This is a genomic window from Gemmobacter sp. 24YEA27 (genome assembly GCF_030052995.1).
GTDB lineage: Bacteria > Pseudomonadota > Alphaproteobacteria > Rhodobacterales > Rhodobacteraceae > Pseudogemmobacter.
Genome location: NZ_JASJPW010000001.1, coordinates 1,115,150 through 1,129,548 on the forward strand (window position 1 = coordinate 1,115,150; position 14,399 = coordinate 1,129,548).

Here is a 14,399-nt window from a genome sequence, read left to right on the forward strand (position 1 = left end):
GCATAAAGAAAAGCGCGCGCCCCGATGAGGAGACGCGCGCGGGTGGAGTCACTGGTGAAGAACCTCAGTTCAGCGAGGGATCGATGCCCTTGCAGGCGGTCACGAGACCTTTGACCGCGTCGATGGATTTGTCGAGCATCGCCTGCTCATCCGCGTTCAGCTTGATTTCGACCACTTTCTCGATGCCGCCGGCACCGATCACGGTCGGCACGCCGACATAGATCCCGTCGAGACCATAGGCGCCTTTGACAAAGGCCGCGGCCGGCAGGACGCGCTTCTGGTCTTTCAGATAGGCTTCGGCCATTTCGATCGCCGAGGTGGCGGGCGCGTAGAAGGCCGAGCCGGTTTTCAGCAGGCCGACGATTTCGGCGCCGCCGTCACGGGTGCGCTGCACGATGGCGTCGAGCTTTTCCTGCGTGGTCCAGCCCATGGCGACCAGATCCGGCAGCGGGATGCCGGCCACGGTCGAATAGCGGGTCAGCGGCACCATCGTGTCGCCATGGCCGCCCAGCACGAAGGCCGAAACATCGCGCATGGAGACGTTGAATTCGAGCGAGAGGAAGTGGCGGAAGCGTGCCGAATCAAGGACGCCCGCCATGCCGACGACTTTCTCATGCGGCAGGCCCGAGAATTCGCGCAAAGCCCAGACCATCGCGTCAAGCGGATTGGTGATGCAGATCACGAAGGCGTTCGGGGCGTATTTGGCGATGCCTTCGCCGACCGATTTCATGACCTTGAGGTTGATGCCCAGCAGGTCATCGCGCGACATGCCGGGCTTGCGCGGCACGCCTGCGGTGACGATGCAGACATCGGCGCCGGCAATATCTTCGTAGGAATTCGCGCCCTTAAGCGCCACGTCAAAGCCTGCGACCGGGCCGCATTGGGCCAGATCAAGTGCTTTGCCCTGAGGGGTGCCTTCAGCGATGTCGAACAGGATAACGTCGCCGAGTTCCTTGGTGGCGACGAGATGGGCGAGCGTGCCGCCGATCTGGCCTGCACCGATAAGGGCAATCCTGGGTCGTGCCATTGGGATGGTCTCCGTTGCTGGGGTCGCGGGAGGCGTAGTCCCTTAAGGGGCATCTGTCCAGCGGCTCCGATTGGCAGTATGCCATCGTATGCCGAAAAATCTGCGCTTCCGTCTGCCACGTCGCGGGAGTAGCGGTCGGGTTAGCGGTAACGGGGTTTCAGGATGGAAGAACCAGGGTTCTGGCTGCTTGCGGTGATCGCCGCAGCGCTGGTCGGGCTGTCAAAGGGCGGGTTGCCGGCGATCGGGATTCTGGCGGTGCCGGTGATGGCGCTGCAGATCTCGCCGGTGCTGGCGGCGGGGATCCTGCTGCCGGTCTATGTGGTCTCGGACATGTTCGGGCTCTGGGCCTATCGCCATGCCTTTGACCGCAAGGTGCTGCTTTATCTGCTGCCCGGCGCGATTGCGGGGATCGCGGTTGGCGGGCTGACGGCCTCGCTGGTGCCGGAGGCGGCAGTGACAGCGCTGATCGGGGCGATCGGGCTTGTCTTCAGCCTTAATCTGCTGCTGCGCCGTCCGGCCGATGGCCCGCCGCGGGAGCCAAAGCCGGGGCCCGGGCTGTTCTGGGGTCTGATCACCGGCATCACCAGCTTTGTCAGCCATTCCGGCGCGCCGCCCTGGCAGGTCTATACCCTGCCCTTGCGGCTGGAAAAGGCGGTGTTTGCCGGCACCTCGACCATCGGGTTCGCGGTGATCAATGCGGTGAAGCTGATTCCCTACGGGCTGCTGGGCCAGCTGAACCCGGCCAATCTCAGGATTTCTGCGTTGCTGATGGCGCCGGCAGTGGCCTCGGTCTTTGTCGGGGTATGGCTGGTCAGGATATTGCCTGCAAAGGCCTTTTTCCGCATCGTGACCTGGTCGCTGCTGCTGATCTCGCTGAAACTGCTCTGGGACGGCGCGCGCGGGATCTTCTGAGGCGCAGAATGTGATGCCCGCAACGGAAACAGGGCCGCCAGACGGCGACCCTGTGTTTTTGCGCGTATCGGAGCCCGTATCAGATCGGAGCCCGTATCAGTCGGGGCCTGTCCGCCAGGTCAGGCCTTGTCGACCGCCTTCTTCACCGCGTCTTTCGTCTTGCCAAGCGCCTGCTGCGCTTCGCCTTTCAATTCCTGCGCCGCCCCATCGGCCCGCAGCCGGTCATTGCCGGTTGCCTTGCCCACGGCCTGTTTCACATTTCCCACCGCTTCATTGGTGAGACCTTTGATCTTGTCACCGGTGCTGCTCATAATGAACTCCTTTGACTGTGTAACCTGAGCGTATCAGTGCGGGGAAAACACGCGACGCTGCGTCTGGTTCCCCCGGGGCAGGATCACGATATGTCACCGCAGCGTGTTTTCGCCAGGGCATGAGGACAGATGTCGGGGGCAGAAACCGGGGCCGGAGATCTGACGGTGCAGAAATAGTTTCTGCAATGCGGCATTTCATGGCTTGCCGAATGTGCTAATTTTGTGCTTTGACACGCAAGATTATTGCCATGGAGGCCCGCCATGTCCCGCTCGCAGCCGGCTCAGCCCTGCCGTTCGGTTCTCTATATCCCTGCCTCGCGCGAGCGGGCGCTGGAAAAGGCGCGGGATCTGGCCTGTGATGCGATCATCTTCGATCTGGAGGATGCGGTCGCGCCCGAGGAAAAGCCCGCCGCGCGCGCGCTGCTGGCGCGGGTGCTGGCGCAGGCCGACTATGGGAGCCGGCTGAAACTGGTCCGGATCAACGGGTTCGACACGGAATGGGGGCGCGAGGATGCGGCGGCCATGGCGCGCGCGATCGCGGCCGGGGCGAAGATCGACGCGCTGCTGATCCCGAAAGTCAGCGCACCCACTGATCTCGATGCGATGACCGCTGTGGCGCCGGGGGTCAGCCTTTGGGCGATGATGGAGACCTGCGCCGGCATGCTGAACGCAGCGGCGATTGCGGCACATCCCGCGCTGCGCGGCATGGTGATGGGCACCAATGACCTTGCAAAAGAGCTCGGGAGCCGTTTCCGCCCCGACCGTCTGCCGATGCAGGCGGGGCTGGGGCTTTGTCTGCTGGCCGCGCGCGCCTATGGGCTGATCATCGTGGATGGCGTCTACAATGCGTTCAAAGACGAGGCGGGCTTGCGGGCGGAATGCGAGCAGGGCCGCGATATGGGCTTTGACGGCAAAACGCTGATCCATCCGGCACAGCTCGACATCGCCAATGCGGCTTTCGCGCCGTCAGAGGCCGAGCTTGATCTCGCCCGCCGCCAGATCGCGGCCTTTGACGAGGTCGCCTCCTCGGGCGGCGGTGTTGCGGTGGTCGACGGGCGCATCGTCGAGAACCTGCATATCGTGACCGCGCGGGCGCTTCTGGAGAAAGATGCCGCAATCAGGACTGCGGCGATCGGGGCGCTGGCGCCTGCCGGCTGATCGGGCGAAACCTGCCTGACCCTTTATTGCCAGCCGAATCGGAGCCCGCGCCATGACCATCCTTACCCTCGGAGTGCTTTTGTGGAGCCTCGCCCATCTTCTGGGCCGGGTCGCGCCGGGCCTGCGGGACCGGCTTGGCGGAAGGGCGGGGATGGGGCTGGTCTCATTGACCGCAACGGCCCTGATGGTCTTTGGCTACCGCGCGGCGGAGGGTGAGTTTTACTGGGGCCGTGACCCGATGACGACCGGGATCAATAACCTCCTGATGCTCGTCTCGGTCTATCTCTTCGCAGCGGCGGGGATGAAGACGAAGGTCGGGCGGATGATCCGGCATCCGATGCTCTGGGGCGTGGTGATCTGGACGCTTGCGCATATCCTCGTCAATGGTGACACCCCGTCTTTCGTGCTGTTTGGCGGCATCGGGATCTGGGCGCTGTTGCAGATGCTGGCGATCAACCGGATGGGGCCATGGCTGCGGCCGGAACCCCGCCCCGGCAAAAGCCCTGCGCGCATGGAGGTGATTGCCATTTTCGGCACTCTGGTGGTCTATGGCGCGATTGCCGCGGCGCATTACGCGCTCGGCTATGCTGTATTCGGGTGATCTGATGAGACTTTACCGCTTTCTGTCCGGCGATGACACTTCCGCCTTTTGCCACAAGGTTTCGGCCGCGCTGGCGAAAGGGTGGGAGCTTTATGGCGAGCCGAGCTATGCGTTTGACGCCTCGAACGGGGTGATGCGCTGTGGCCAGGCGGTGATCAAAGAGGTGCCGGGGGAATATTCGCCGGATCTGAAGCTCGGCGAGCAATAGAGACCGGGGAAGGGGGCACTGCCTCCGTCTGCCTCGGGCAGACTTCCCCGCAGTATTTTGGTCAGGAAGAAGGGCCTTTGCGCCTTTCCGGCTGCATTGGGGGAAGAGGAATGAAGACCAATCCGGGGCGGTTTTTCGAGGATTACCGTATGGGCGAGGTGATCCGCCATGCGGTGCCGCGCACGGTGTCGGGGGGCGAGCGGGCGCTGTATCATGCGCTGTATCCGGCGCGGGGCGCGCTTTATTCCTCGGATGAATTTGCGCGGGCCTCGGGGCTGGCGGCAAGCCCGATGGATGATCTGATCGCCTTTCATACGGTCTTCGGCAAGACGGTGCCGGATATCTCGCTGAATGCGGTGGCCAATCTGGGCTATGCCGAGGGGCGCTGGCTGGCGCCGGTCTGGCCGGGGGATACGCTGAGGTCGGAGTCCGAGGTGATCGGGCTGAAGGAAAATTCCAACGGCAAATCCGGCGTGGTCTATGTGCGCACGCGCGGGCTGAATCAGCGCGGCGAGGTGGTGCTGGATTATGTCCGTTGGGTGATGGTGAAAAAGGCGCGCGATGTGGCGACGCCGGAGCCGGTGGTGCCGGATTTGCGCAAGGTGGTGCCGGCCGCGGAGCTGGTGGTGCCGGCCGGGCTTGATTTCAGCCGCTACGATTTTGGTCTCGCCGGCGAGCCGCATCGCTGGGGAGATTACGCGGTCGGCGAGAAGATCGACCATGTCGATGGTGTCACCGTCGAGGAGGCCGAGCATATGCTCGCGACGCGGCTCTGGCAGAACACCGCGAAAGTGCATTTCGATGCGACCAATCGTGAAGACGGGCGGCGGCTGATCTATGGCGGGCATGTGATCAGCCTGGCGCGGGCGCTTTCGTTCAACGGGCTCGCCAATGCGCAGATGATCGTGGCGCTGAATGCCGGCGCCCATGCCAATCCTTGTTTCTCGGGCAATACGGTCCGGGCCTGGTCCGAGGTGCTCGACCGGGCGGAAACCTCTGCACCGGGGGTTGGAGCGCTGCGGTTGCGGCTGGTGGCGGTGAAACAGGGGGCCGCGCCTTTCGCGCTGAAAGGCGCGGATGGCAAATATCTGCCCGAGGTGTTGCTCGATCTGGATTACTGGGCGCTGGTGCCACTGTAAGGCGGCGGCCGAACTGCCTGGCGAGACCAGATGATGGGTGAGGGCACTGCGGCCGGGGGCTGTGTGGAGGGGCAGGTTTAGCCTTCAGCTGTGCTTTGTTATACACTCGTTCAATATCTTGTTGTACGTTTGTAAAACAGTGCTTGCGTGATGCGCATCGGTGATTCCAGGCTTGGCGGGCTACCTCAAGCCAGGAGTCATGACGATGTCTGAACACGTTCTTAATGGCCCGAAGAGATGCGCGACGAGATTCGTCACGAGACTCGCGGGGTCTGCTTTTTTCGGTTTGTTTGTTTTTTCTGGTTTGGCGCAAGCCGAGGATCTCAACCTCTACGGCGGCACCGCGCTGCAATATTATACGAAAAATGATGACGGCCCGTCGAAATCCGATCTGAACGGCTATCTCGAGCTTGACTATCGCGGGGCCTATATCGGGGCCTGGGCCGAAATCACCAATTGGGAAGATGCCAATGAGGTTGATCTCTATTTCGGCTATCGCGGCGAGGCGGGCCGGCTGAGCTACGATGTTAACTATTATTACTACGTTTATCCCGAGGTGAAGGGCGGCGATTACGGCGAGCTTGGTCTGGTGCTGGGCTATGGGCTGACCGATCAGTTCACCATCGGAACCGAGCTTTACACCCAGCCAAAAACCGGCAACGGAAGCGCCTATCTTACCGCAGCGATGCTGTTAGGGGACCGGTTTGGCCTTGATGCCACATGGGGGAAATATGACGAGGGCTATGGCAGCCTGTCGGAATGGGAGGTCGGTGGCTACTATATGTTGAGTGACGAGGTGAGCCTTGGCCTGCGCTATTACAATGGCGAGGATTATGACGATTATTTCCGGCTGGAACTGGCCTGGAACACGACTTTCCTGACGCGCTGAGAGGCGAAACTGCGGCGGCGGCCCAGGGAAAGGGCCGCTGTTTGCCTTCGCGAAAGGGTGTGTGATCACAGCCTCTGATATCGTGATCACAAAATTTGCAAAAACTTTGGTGGTTAGCGGGAACAGTTTGCGTTTGCGGCATTGCCCCTCGTGACTCGGGTGATAAAAGCGATATGACGATTGGCATATCGAAGCGCGCTCCATCGCATATCCACCCAGCCGACCCTTTCGGGGCGTGTGCGGGCAGGAGCAAGCCAGCGACGAAGGGACAAGCCATGTCTGCACAAAAGCGGGTCGAGCGACCCCTCTCCCCGTTTATGATCGGCCCCTATTACCGGCCGCAGATGACCTCGATCTCGTCGATCATGGTGCGGATCACCGGCATCGCGACTCTGGGCACGATTTTCCTGATCGTGGCCTGGCTGGTGGCGGCGGTGACCTCACCTGCGGCTTTTGACTGTGTCAACTGGCTGCTGACCTCGGTGATCGGCGATATCATCATGACGCTGGCGGCCTGGGCGATCTGGTATCACGCGCTTGGCCGCCTGCGCCATGTGATCTGGGATCTGGGCTATTTCATTGAAGTGAAGGCCAATGAGATCATGGGATGGGGCATGTTCCTCGGTGCCACGATCCTGACCGTCATCACCGTTCTTGTGGTCTGAGGGAGAGCAAGAGATGCGTTTCATCACCGACCGCAAAGCCGCAGATGGCCTTGGATCTGCCCGCGCCGGCACCCATCACCACTGGCATATGTTGATCAGCTCTGTGCTGCTGGTCGTGCTGGTGCCGCTGTTTGTGTTCACTTTCGGCTATGGTCTTGGCAGGACGCATGAAGGCGTTCTGGCCTGGTTCTCGCGGCCCTGGCCTGCGATCATCACCGGGCTGACGCTGATCGTCGTGACGCTGCATTGCAAGGCCGAGGCCGAAGAGGCGATCATTGACTATGTGCATGGCGCGAAGGCGAAACTGGCGCTGGTCGCAGTGACCGGCCTCGCCTGGGCGCTGATCGTGGTGGGGCTTTTCGCTCTGGTTAAACTGGCGCTGTAAGCGGCTGCCCGGACCGGGCGGCCCTGCAAGAGATGCGGTAAGGAAAGACGGAAATGACGGCTGCATACCAATACGAGACGCATGAATATGACGTCGTGGTTGTCGGTGCCGGTGGCGCGGGCCTGCGCGCAACGCTTGGCATGGCCGAGCAGGGGCTGCACACCGCCTGCGTGACCAAGGTTTTCCCGACGCGGTCTCACACCGTCGCGGCCCAGGGCGGGATCGCGGCGTCTTTGGCCAATATGGGCCCCGATAACTGGCAGTGGCATATGTATGACACCGTCAAGGGCTCTGACTGGCTGGGCGATACCGATGCGATGGAATATCTCGCGCGCGAAGCCCCCAAGGCGGTTTATGAGCTGGAACACTACGGCGTGCCGTTTTCGCGTACCGAAGAGGGCAAGATCTATCAGCGTCCCTTCGGTGGTCACACGACCGAATTCGGCGAAGGGCCGCCCGTGCAGCGCACCTGTGCCGCCGCTGACCGCACCGGCCACGCGATCCTGCACACGCTTTATGGCCGGTCACTGAAGGAACAGGCCGAGTTCTACATCGAATATTTCGCGCTGGATCTGATCATCACCGACGGTCGCTGCACGGGTGTTCTGTGCTGGAAGCTTGATGACGGCACGATGCATGTCTTCAACGCCAAGATGGTTGTGCTGGCCACGGGTGGTTACGGCCGCGCTTACTTTTCGGCCACTTCGGCCCATACCTGCACCGGCGATGGCGGTGGCATGGTGGCCCGCGCCGGCCTCGCCCTTCAGGATATGGAATTCGTACAATTCCACCCGACCGGGATCTATGGCTCGGGCTGTCTGATCACCGAAGGCGCGCGCGGCGAAGGCGGTTACCTGACCAATTCCAACGGCGAGCGGTTCATGGAGCGTTACGCGCCCCATTACAAAGACCTCGCGCCGCGCGACTATGTCTCGCGCTGTATGACGATGGAGATCCGCGAGGGCCGGGGTGTCGGCGCCGACAAGGATCACATCTTCCTCCACCTGAACCATCTGCCACCCGCGACTTTGCATGAGCGTCTGCCGGGGATTTCCGAATCCGCCAAGATCTTCGCCGGCGTCGATCTGAACAAAGAGCCGATCCCGGTTCTGCCGACCGTTCACTACAATATGGGTGGCATCCCGACGAATTACTGGGGCGAGGTGCTGAACCCGACCCCGGAAAACCCCGATGCGATCTTCCCCGGCCTGATGGCCGTGGGCGAGGCGGGCTGTGCAAGCGTTCATGGCGCGAACCGACTTGGCTCGAACTCGCTGATTGACCTTGTGGTCTTCGGGCGTGCCGCCGCGATCCGCGCCGGTCAGGTGGTCGACCCGAAATCGCCGGTGCCGCCCACGAACAAGGCCAGCGTCGACCAGGCGCTGGCGCGGTTCGACGGGCTGCGTCATGCGAATGGCCAGACCCCGACCGCCGATCTGCGTCTCGAGATGCAGAAAACCATGCAGCGTGACGCCGCCGTCTTCCGCACGGAAAAGACGCTGGCCGAGGGCGAGGTCGCGATGACCGAAATCGCCGGCAAGATGGCCGATATCAAGGTCACCGACCGTTCGATGATCTGGAACAGCGATCTGATGGAGACGCTGGAACTGACCAACCTGATGCCGAACGCGCTGGCGACGATCTATGGCGCGCATGCCCGGACCGAGAGCCGCGGCGCCCATGCGCATGAGGACCACCCGACCCGCGACGACGTGAACTGGCGCAAGCACAGCCTCGCCCATGTTGACGGCAACAAAGTTACGCTCTCCTATCGTCCCGTCCACCTGGACCCGCTGACCGCAGAGGCGGAGGGCGGAATCAGTCTCAAGAAGATTGCCCCGGCAGAACGGAAATTCTGATGCACGTCACCAGTGCTTTTTTTGTGTCTTCCGGCCTGTTTTTAGGTCTGGCTGCCTGCGCGCAGCGCGATACCTCTTCGCGCTACGAGGAGGCATGTTTCGCCGAGACAAATGTGCTGGAGCGGGAAAAGCGCGGCGATGCCCTGGCTGTGGGCCGCGATCTGGTTTCTTGTCTCAACCGAAACTATGAAGAAGAGGCCGCAAGGACCGGTCAGCCCGTGCGACAGGTCGTCACATTTAACGGCCAGCCACCGGCAGGGAGCACCCGTGCCCCGGCGGCGCCCGCTTCGAAGACGAAACAGGTCGCTTCGGGGGGAGCCATTCCGACGATTAACACACGCCCGGGAGCTCCGGTGCCTGCCCGCGCTGCTGTTCCGGCGGCTGCGGCACCGGCCCGGGTCGGCGCACACCCGGCCACACCTCTGGTCGGGCCGGATCAGACATGCCGGAAAACCATGACGGGAGGGACTGGCTATGCCTGTATCGCTGACTAAATCTCTGCTCGTTCTTACCTCGCTCGCGCTGACAGGCTGCGTTGCGGGTGAGACGGTGATGCAGGAGACCACCCGTTCGCTGGCGCGTACAGCTGTGAACGGGGCGGCAAACCACTATCTGCCGGGTGTCAATGTTTCGCCCTACACGGATTGCGTGATCAACAACGCGCAGACGGGGGAACTCATGCAGCTGGCGCAATATGCCTCGGCTGGTGCCAATGGCGCGACCCAGGCCTGGCCGGTGGTGCGCAGCATCGCGAGCCGGCCCGAGGCGACACAATGTCTGATGCAGTCGCTGACCGCGACGGATCTGCTAAAAGTCGGGGGGGCTTCGCTGTGATCTTCCGTTTCGCGCTGATCCCGGCCGCGATGCTGGTTGCGGCCTGCGACCCGCAGGCGCTGGCTGACAAGACCACCCGCAATATCGCGCATGGCGTGGTGATGCCGGTGGTGTCGCGGGATCTGCCGGCAGCCCCGGCGGGTCAGGCAACGGAGTGCATTCTCAATGCGGCCTCGATGCCTGAGATCCGGGCACTGGCACGCGATACCGGCGTCGAGGCCGGCTCGCTGACCCGCGAGAATGTCCGCAACATCGCGCTGCGCCCCGCTGCGCAAAGCTGTTTTGCCGCCCATAACATCCCGCAGGTGCGCTGATGCGGCACCTTGCCCCGCTTGTTCTGGTCTTCCTTGCCGCCTGTGGCCCGGTTTCTGTGCACCGTGCCGAAGAAATGTGCCTCAAATCTGCCCGCGAGGCGAAGGGGCCGACCGGGACGGCAGGGATCGGCATCGTCTCCGGCCCTTCGGGCACCAGACCGCGCGGCGATCTCGAACTCAATATCTCGTCAGACTGGCTGATGCGCCGGGATCCGGCGGTGGTCTATGAGACCTGTGTGATGTCCAAATCGGGGCAGGCGCCGAGCCGCCCCTATAATATGCTGGTGCGGGGATAGGCAGGATGCAGGCGCGTCCGGGGCCAGGCCCCGCAACCAGAAAATGCGCCGGCCTGCCCGGTACCTTCATCGCCCGGCGCCCTGTGGCGCCCTGCGGATTTCATTTTGGCGCCAAGCACAAAGCCAGAGCCTGAGGAACAGCCATGGTCCAGTTTTCGCTCCCCAAGAACTCCAAGGTCCGTACCGGCAAGACCTGGCCAAAGCCCGCCGGTGCGAAGAACACCCGCGCCTTCCGCATCTATCGCTGGGACCCTGATACGGGTGAGAACCCGCGGGTCGACACCTATTACCTCGACATGGACAAATGCGGGCCCATGGTTCTGGACGCGCTGATCAAGATCAAGAACGAGATCGATCCGACGCTGACCTTCCGCCGCTCCTGCCGGGAAGGGATCTGCGGATCCTGCGCGATGAATATCGATGGTGGCAACCATCTGGCCTGTATCTATGGGCTTGATGAGATCAGGGGCGATGTAAAGATTTACCCGCTGCCGCATATGTCGGTGATCAAGGATCTCATTCCCGATCTGACGCATTTCTACGCCCAGCATGCCTCGATCATGCCCTGGCTCGAGACGCGTTCGAACACGCCGGCGAAAGAATGGCGCCAGTCGATCGAAGACCGCAAAAAGCTCGACGGGCTTTATGAATGCGTGATGTGCGCCTCCTGCTCTACCTCCTGCCCGAGCTATTGGTGGAATTCCGATAAATATCTTGGCCCGGCGGCGCTGTTGCATGCCTATCGCTGGATCGTAGATTCCCGCGACGAGATCACCGGCGAGCGGCTGGACGGGCTGGAAGATCCGTTCAAACTCTATCGCTGCCATACAATCATGAACTGCGCCAAGACCTGCCCGAAGGGGCTGAACCCGGCGAAAGCGATTGCGGAAATCAAGAACCTGATGGTCGAGCGCGCCGTCTGAATCTGGCCGGGCAGAGGGGGCCAGCCCCCTCGCGCGCGGCGCGCTCACCCCCGGGATATTTAGAGACAGATGAAAGAGACCGTGTTTTTCATCTGTCCTTAAATATCCCCGCCGGAGGCGCAGGCTGGCCAGTGGCGCAGGTGCCGGAGTTGTTTCGCCATGATCCTGTTTCTCCCCATTGGCCTTGCTCTGCTTTTTTTCGGTCTTTGGTATTACAGGCGCGGGTCAACTCTGACCCGCGCCTGTCGATGGCGGCTTGAACGCCATATTGGCCCCGATCATTACCGCTGCGCGGCCTGTGGGGCTGTAACCGATACCGGGCCGGGGCGAACGCCGAATGCCTGTCTTCGGCCCGGGCGCGATCAGCAGTAGCGCTCGACGCCTGCCAGCTGGTGCTCGCCGTAGCGGTCGCCTTCGGCAAAGCCTGCGGGAAGCAACTGGTCTATCCGGGCCTGGTCTTCAGTCGTGAAGCTGATCTCGTCAGCTGCCAGCCAGTGCTGCAGATGCGCGGCGCTGCGGGTGCCAGGGATGGGCAGCATATGGTCGCCTTTTTGCAAGGTCCAGGCGAGGGCGGTGGCGGAGGTGGTCCAGCCTCTCTCGCGGCAAAAGGCGCGGAAGCTTTCAATCGTTGCTGTATTGCGTGAGAACGCAGGTTCAATAAAGCGCGGATTTCGCCCGCGGAATCCGTCGGTCGGCGGCGCCAGCGCCGTTTCGCCCAGCATGCCGCGCGCCAGCGGCGAGAAGGCCACGAAGGTTGTGCCAAGTTCAGCGCAGGCCTGGATCATGCCGAGCTCTGGCTGACGGCTCCAGAGCGAATATTCGTTCTGCACGGCCATGCAGGGATGGATCATATGGGCGCGGCGCAGGGTGGCGGGCGCGATCTCCGACAGGCCGTAGCCGCCGATCTTTCCCTCCTCAATCAGTCGCGAGAGGGTTCCGATCACCTCTTCCAGTGGGTGTTCGGCCTCGCGGCGGTGGATGTAGAAGAGCTCGACATGATCGCGGCGCAGCCGCTTCAGCGAGGCCTCCAGCTCGCTTCGCAGATAGGGTTCGGAATTATCGATCCGGCGCGGGGTGCCGTCGACGATCGCGGCTTTGGTGGCGATCACCGGGGAATGTCCGCGCGCCTGAAGCCATGTGCCGATCACGGATTCCGAGACGCCCATGCCATAGATATTGGCGGTGTCGAAATGGGTAATGCCGGCATCCCAGGCAGCATCCAGCGCCCTGAGGCTGGTCGCCTCATCGGTCGCGCCGAATATACCGCCCAGAGACATTGCACCAAAGCCAATGGTGCCGACATCGTGGCGGCCGAGTTTACGGGTCTTCATGAGGAGGCTCCTGTCACGAGAGGGTGGCCATACAACAGGAGCGAATCGCTTCATGCAAGAGCGGAACCGCGGCGAGCCACGTAAAAGGGGCGCAGCCTTGCAGCCACGCCCCTCGCTTTAAAACATCCGGTCAGGATCAGATGACGCCGAGCGCCCGCATCGCTTCGGCCACTTTCACGAATCCCGCGATATTCGCGCCCATCACGTAATCACCGGGCGCGCCGAATTCCTCGGCCGTGCCGGCGCAGGTGTCGTGGATGTTCTTCATGATGATGGCGAGACGCGCTTCTGTCTGGTCAAAGGTCCAGCTGTCGCGGCTGGCGTTTTGCTGCATCTCGAGCGCCGATGTGGCCACGCCGCCGGCATTTGCCGCCTTGCCGGGGGCGAAGAGGACGCCCGCATCCTGGAAAATCCGCACAGCATCCGGGGTCGAGGGCATATTCGCGCCTTCACCCACCGCCACCACGCCGTTTTTCACCAGGGCTTTCGCATCCTTGCCGGTCAGCTCGTTCTGCGTGGCCGAAGGCATCGCCACGTCGCAGGGCACATCCCAGATCGAGCCTTCGCCCGCCTTGACGAACCAGACGCCTTTGCCCTCGCCCTTGATGCGCAGATATTCTGAGATCCGGGCGCGACGCACCTCTTTGATCTCCTGGATCAGGTCGAGGTCGATGCCGTTCTCGTCAACGATATAGCCCGAGCTGTCGGACATAGCGATGACCTTGCCGCCGAAGGAGGTGACCTTCTCATGGCTGTAGATCGCGACATTCCCGGAGCCAGAGATCACCACTTTCTTGCCGTCGAACGAGGTGCCCTTGGTCCCCAGCATCGATTGCACGAAATAGGTATTGCCATAGCCGGTGGCTTCAGTGCGGGCGCGCGAGCCGCCGTAGAACAGCGCCTTACCGGTGAGTACGCCGGCCTCGTAGCGGTTCGTCAGGCGTTTATATTGGCCGAACATATAGCCGATCTCGCGGCCGCCGACGCCGATATCGCCTGCGGGAACGTCCGTGTATTCGCCGATATGGCGGTGGAGTTCGAGCATGAAGGACTGACAGAAACGCATGATTTCGCGGTCAGACTTGCCCTTCGGGTCGAAATCGGAGCCGCCTTTGCCGCCGCCGATCGGCAGGCCGGTCAGCGCGTTTTTGAAGGTCTGTTCAAAGCCGAGGAATTTGATGATCCCGACATTCACCGAAGGGTGGAACCGGATGCCGCCCTTATAGGGGCCAAGGGCCGAGTTGAACTGGACGCGGAAGGCGCGGTTGATGCGGACCTGGCCCGCGTCATCAATCCACGGCACGCGGAAGATGATCTGGCGTTCGGGTTCGCAAATGCGCTCGATCAGCGCGTCTTCGAGAAGGTCGGGGCGCTTGGCGACCACGCGACCGAGGCTTTCGAGAACCTCGCGTACCGCCTGGTGGAATTCAGGCTCGCCCTGATTGCGCCGCATCACCTCGGCAAGGATGGATTCAAGTCTCTCGTCCAGATGAGGCATTCTTGTTCCGCCGATTCGCCTGAAGATTATTCACATTGGCGCGAAATAA

At 62.2% G+C, this 14,399-nt stretch carries 17 protein-coding genes; 13 read left to right on the forward strand and 4 right to left on the reverse strand.

The window, feature by feature from the left end; translation table 11 throughout:
- Positions 1–64: 64 nt before the first annotated feature.
- Positions 65–1,027: a malate dehydrogenase gene (gene mdh, locus QNO18_RS05520; RefSeq protein ID WP_198836073.1), complete on the reverse strand. Its 963-nt coding sequence runs from the start codon at positions 1,025–1,027 to the stop codon at positions 65–67.
- Between the two features lie 162 nt (positions 1,028–1,189).
- On the opposite strand from mdh, the gene QNO18_RS05525 reads away from it, so the two are divergent.
- Complete coding sequence (locus QNO18_RS05525; RefSeq protein WP_283176882.1) at positions 1,190–1,939, forward strand: sulfite exporter TauE/SafE family protein; 750 nt, start codon at positions 1,190–1,192, stop codon at positions 1,937–1,939.
- A gap of 119 nt (positions 1,940–2,058) precedes the next feature.
- Here the strand turns inward: QNO18_RS05525 and QNO18_RS05530 are convergent, their stop codons facing one another.
- Entirely contained in the window at positions 2,059–2,250 is a 192-nt protein-coding gene (locus QNO18_RS05530; protein ID WP_283176883.1) for a CsbD family protein, read from the reverse strand.
- 261 nt (positions 2,251–2,511) lie between these two features.
- Between QNO18_RS05530 and QNO18_RS05535 the strand changes: the two genes are divergently transcribed.
- From QNO18_RS05535 to QNO18_RS05590, 12 genes are all read left to right on the forward strand, one after another.
- On the forward strand, positions 2,512–3,408 hold the full coding sequence (locus QNO18_RS05535) for a CoA ester lyase (protein ID WP_283176884.1): 897 nt from the start codon (positions 2,512–2,514) through the stop codon (positions 3,406–3,408).
- 52 nt (positions 3,409–3,460) lie between these two features.
- The gene (locus QNO18_RS05540) at positions 3,461–4,009 is read left to right on the forward strand and encodes an NnrU family protein (RefSeq protein WP_283176885.1); all 549 of its coding nucleotides are present in this window, start codon (positions 3,461–3,463) and stop codon (positions 4,007–4,009) included.
- Between the two features lie 4 nt (positions 4,010–4,013).
- The gene (locus tag QNO18_RS05545; protein ID WP_283176886.1) at positions 4,014–4,217 is read left to right on the forward strand and encodes a DUF1737 domain-containing protein; all 204 of its coding nucleotides are present in this window, start codon (positions 4,014–4,016) and stop codon (positions 4,215–4,217) included.
- A gap of 110 nt (positions 4,218–4,327) precedes the next feature.
- Positions 4,328–5,356 (forward strand): MaoC family dehydratase, encoded by a 1,029-nt coding sequence (locus QNO18_RS05550; RefSeq protein ID WP_283176887.1) that lies wholly within the window; start codon positions 4,328–4,330, stop codon positions 5,354–5,356.
- 304 nt (positions 5,357–5,660) lie between these two features.
- Positions 5,661–6,245 carry a hypothetical protein gene (locus QNO18_RS05555; RefSeq protein ID WP_283176888.1) on the forward strand — a complete coding sequence of 195 codons (585 nt, stop codon included), beginning with the start codon at positions 5,661–5,663 and terminating at the stop codon, positions 6,243–6,245.
- A 275-nt stretch (positions 6,246–6,520) separates the two neighbouring features.
- Complete coding sequence (gene sdhC, locus QNO18_RS05560) at positions 6,521–6,910, forward strand: succinate dehydrogenase, cytochrome b556 subunit (RefSeq protein WP_283176889.1); 390 nt, start codon at positions 6,521–6,523, stop codon at positions 6,908–6,910.
- 13 nt (positions 6,911–6,923) lie between these two features.
- Positions 6,924–7,295 carry a succinate dehydrogenase, hydrophobic membrane anchor protein gene (gene sdhD / locus QNO18_RS05565; RefSeq protein WP_198836064.1) on the forward strand — a complete coding sequence of 124 codons (372 nt, stop codon included), beginning with the start codon at positions 6,924–6,926 and terminating at the stop codon, positions 7,293–7,295.
- Between the two features lie 53 nt (positions 7,296–7,348).
- On the forward strand, positions 7,349–9,154 hold the full coding sequence (gene sdhA, locus QNO18_RS05570) for a succinate dehydrogenase flavoprotein subunit (RefSeq protein WP_283176890.1): 1,806 nt from the start codon (positions 7,349–7,351) through the stop codon (positions 9,152–9,154).
- 474 nt (positions 9,155–9,628) lie between these two features.
- Positions 9,629–9,988: a succinate dehydrogenase gene (locus tag QNO18_RS05575; protein WP_283176891.1), complete on the forward strand. Its 360-nt coding sequence runs from the start codon at positions 9,629–9,631 to the stop codon at positions 9,986–9,988.
- A complete protein-coding gene (locus QNO18_RS05580) occupies positions 9,985–10,302 on the forward strand; it encodes a hypothetical protein (RefSeq protein WP_283176892.1) in 318 nt (105 codons plus the stop codon). The genes QNO18_RS05575 and QNO18_RS05580 overlap by 4 nt, the downstream gene beginning before the upstream one ends.
- Positions 10,302–10,598 (forward strand): hypothetical protein, encoded by a 297-nt coding sequence (locus QNO18_RS05585; RefSeq protein ID WP_283176893.1) that lies wholly within the window; start codon positions 10,302–10,304, stop codon positions 10,596–10,598. The genes QNO18_RS05580 and QNO18_RS05585 overlap by 1 nt, the downstream gene beginning before the upstream one ends.
- Positions 10,599–10,741: 143 nt before the next feature.
- The gene (locus QNO18_RS05590) at positions 10,742–11,521 is read left to right on the forward strand and encodes a succinate dehydrogenase iron-sulfur subunit (RefSeq protein WP_283176894.1); all 780 of its coding nucleotides are present in this window, start codon (positions 10,742–10,744) and stop codon (positions 11,519–11,521) included.
- 362 nt (positions 11,522–11,883) lie between these two features.
- On the opposite strand, the gene QNO18_RS05595 is transcribed toward QNO18_RS05590, so the two are convergent.
- Positions 11,884–12,852 carry an aldo/keto reductase gene (locus QNO18_RS05595; protein WP_283176895.1) on the reverse strand — a complete coding sequence of 323 codons (969 nt, stop codon included), beginning with the start codon at positions 12,850–12,852 and terminating at the stop codon, positions 11,884–11,886.
- Positions 12,853–12,988: 136 nt separating this feature from the next.
- Entirely contained in the window at positions 12,989–14,350 is a 1,362-nt protein-coding gene (gdhA, locus tag QNO18_RS05600; RefSeq protein ID WP_283176896.1) for an NADP-specific glutamate dehydrogenase, read from the reverse strand.
- Between the last annotated feature and the right edge of the window lie 49 nt (positions 14,351–14,399).